This is a genomic window from Rhodococcus sp. R1101 (genome assembly GCF_000278445.1).
Taxonomy (GTDB): Bacteria; Actinomycetota; Actinomycetes; order Mycobacteriales; family Mycobacteriaceae; genus Rhodococcus; species Rhodococcus gordoniae.
Genome location: NZ_AJVB01000519.1, coordinates 1 through 2,571 on the forward strand (window position 1 = coordinate 1; position 2,571 = coordinate 2,571).

3 protein-coding genes are annotated in these 2,571 nt (G+C 69.9%); 1 reads left to right on the forward strand and 2 read right to left on the reverse strand.

Annotation, left to right across the window (positions count from 1 at the left end; all coding sequences use genetic code 11):
- Window positions 1-29: 29 nt before the first annotated feature.
- Entirely contained in the window at window positions 30-470 is a 441-nt protein-coding gene (locus tag R1101_RS0120885; RefSeq protein ID WP_016935217.1) for an NfeD family protein, read from the reverse strand.
- Between the two features lie 192 nt (window positions 471-662).
- A complete protein-coding gene (locus tag R1101_RS0120890) occupies window positions 663-1,496 on the reverse strand; it encodes a DUF3097 domain-containing protein (RefSeq protein WP_016935218.1) in 834 nt (277 codons plus the stop codon).
- 82 nt (window positions 1,497-1,578) lie between these two features.
- Between R1101_RS0120890 and R1101_RS0120895 the strand changes: the two genes are divergently transcribed.
- Entirely contained in the window at window positions 1,579-2,388 is an 810-nt protein-coding gene (locus tag R1101_RS0120895; protein ID WP_026003544.1) for a hypothetical protein, read from the forward strand.
- The last annotated feature ends 183 nt before the right edge of the window (window positions 2,389-2,571 follow it).

Here is a 2,571-nt window from a genome sequence, read left to right on the forward strand (position 1 = left end):
CACGGCGAGCACGATCAATGCTTCCATCCTCAGACACCCCTCCATACGACGGCTGTCGCGCCGTTTATCTGCATCACTGTCACTGTCGTACCCGGCTCGTACACCTCGGTGGCGTCCAGTGGTCTGGCGGTCCACACGTCGCCGTCGATCTTCACGCGCCCGGAATGCTCCCCTACCTGCTCCAGGACGAGGGCATGTTTTCCGGGGAGAGCGTCGATACCGGTCGGGAGAGCGGGCGGCAGGGAGTACCTCCGCCTCAGCGCCGGCCGGACACCGAGCAGCAGCACCACTGATGTCACCGCGAAGATCACCGCGTCGATCCAGACCGGAAGATCGGTCGCCGCGGAGACACCTCCGGTGACGAGCGCGGCGGCGCCGAGCATCAGCAGCGCGAAATCGCCCGTGAGCGCTTCACCGGCCGCCAACGCCGCCCCGGCGATCAACCAAATCAATGCGGCCACGGTCACCATCGAACCACAAATCGGACATCCCGGCAGATGCCCTGGTGGAACAGCTGCCGCACGCCTCGTTCCTCCGTGCTCCGTGACGCACGAACGATTCCGGGGGTGGAATTCTTTATTTCTTTGACTTCCGTCCTGTCCGGATTACATCACCGAGTCATCACGTAACCGCTCGTGTGCAGGTCCGCGGTGCGCCGGTCCTCAGCCCTCGTCGGGTTCGGTGACGAAGTCCACGAGACGCTCCACCGCGCCGATGAGATGCGATTCGAGGTCCCGGAACGAGTTCACGGCGCCGTACACTCGTCGCCACCCGTCCTGCGGTGTGCCCCAGCCGAGTTCACGGCACACCCCGGTCTTCCAATCCTCGCCGCGCGGGATGGTGGGCCAGGCGTCGATGCCCACGGCCTTCGGCTGCACCGCCTGCCACACGTCGATGTAAGGATGGCCGGTGACCATGACGTGCGGGCCGAGGTTCGCGGTGAGGCGCTCCTCCTTGGACCCGGTGACCAGGTGGTCGGCGAGGACACCGACACGCCGGCCCGGTCCGGGCTCGAACTCGGCGAGGCGGGCACCGAGATTGTCGAGGCCCTCGAGCTGCTCGACGACCACCCCCTCGACCCGCAGATCGTGTCCCCACACCCGTTCGACGAGGGCGGCATCGTGCACGCCCTCCACCCAGATCCGGCTGCCCCGCGCCACGCGTGCCCGCACACCGTCGACGCGGGTCGATCCCGAGGCCGACCGGGCCGACCGCGCCGCGGGACGGGCCTTCGGCCGGACGAGGGTGACGGGCGTTCCGTCGACGAGGAACGCCGCGGGCCGCATCGCGAACAGCCGGGTACGTCCCTGCCCGTCCTCGAGCCGCACGAAATTGCCGTCGTAGGTCTTCTCGATGCCCACGATCGCGCCGCACCAACCGGATGCGGCGTCCTCGACGACGACACCGCGATCCGCTGCGAGTTCGGGAACGGCCTTCTTCTTCGTGCGGGCGTGACCGGCATAGATGTCGCCGCCGTATATGTCGCGTGGGCTCACGCCAGTCGACCCTAGGACATCGCGCGGGGTGCCTCGCGCCGCCACGCCGGACCACCGCACCGGGCCGCCGTATGCTTTCGGGGTGAGTTCTCCGAGCCTGACGCTGACCGTGTGGGCGGGGTCGTGGCTGTCCGGTCACACCTCCCCCGACGACGTGATCGACGCATTGCACGAATGGGCGCCGATGCATCTCGTGGGTGCCCACGACGCGGCGGCGGCCTCCGCAGCCGGCCTCCCCGACCGGGGGGTCGCCGACGGTGCCGCCCTGCTCCTCACCCTGATCCGTCGCGTCGACACCGCTGCCGGCGCGGGACTGCGTCTCGTCCTTCCCGCCCCCGGCGCCGTACACGCCCTGCCCGCCGGCACCGCGTTCGCATCGGCGGCACTCGCGGCAGGCGAAGGCGTCGTCGTGGGAGCGCCCGGTACCCCGGGACTGGGTCTCGTGCCCGTGATCGAGGGTCCGGACGTCCTGCGGTGGAATGTCTTCACGCTGCCCGCCGTCCTCGAGATCGCTCTCGACAGTGGTCTGGGTGCGGCCGAGTACGCGATGCGGGAGGCGGTACGCGACGCCGCCTCCGCGCTGAGCGGTATCCCGACGGTCGGCACCGACGGTCGCCGTACCGACCCGCGAGCGGAGATCGCCGAGGAGGTCGCCGAACTCGCCCGGCACCGGTATCCCCCCTCACTGCCCGCACGTGCCGTGCGCATCCTCGACACCGCCGACCAGGTGGCGGCGATCCTCACCGTCGCGGGCCGCGGTGGGGGTCTACGTGCCGGTTCGGTCTCGGGCACCGCCGGTCGCGAAGGCGCGCTGCAGCCACTGTGGGCCGCGGTGCGCGAGGCCCGTGTCGGCGCGGTCGCGGCTGCTTTGCGGGCCGAGCATCATCGTTGACCGTTCCCGGGCCGCGCGGTGACCGATCGGTGAACGGCGCCCTCCCCCGTCGGTGACGCCGGGATGAACGGTGAGCACCCGCAGCCCGATCGGCCCGGAGCGTCGTTAACCTGACGATCCTGAGCTCGCCGGAGTCCGCCGGCGTGGGGACGAACAGGACAGTTCTCGATATGTCGCACCCTT

Excerpts from the sequence above, each read along its gene's own strand:
- R1101_RS0120885 (WP_016935217.1), bottom strand. The coding sequence starts at position 470 with ATGGTGACCGTGGCCGCATTGATTTGGTTGATCGCCGGGGCGGCGTTG.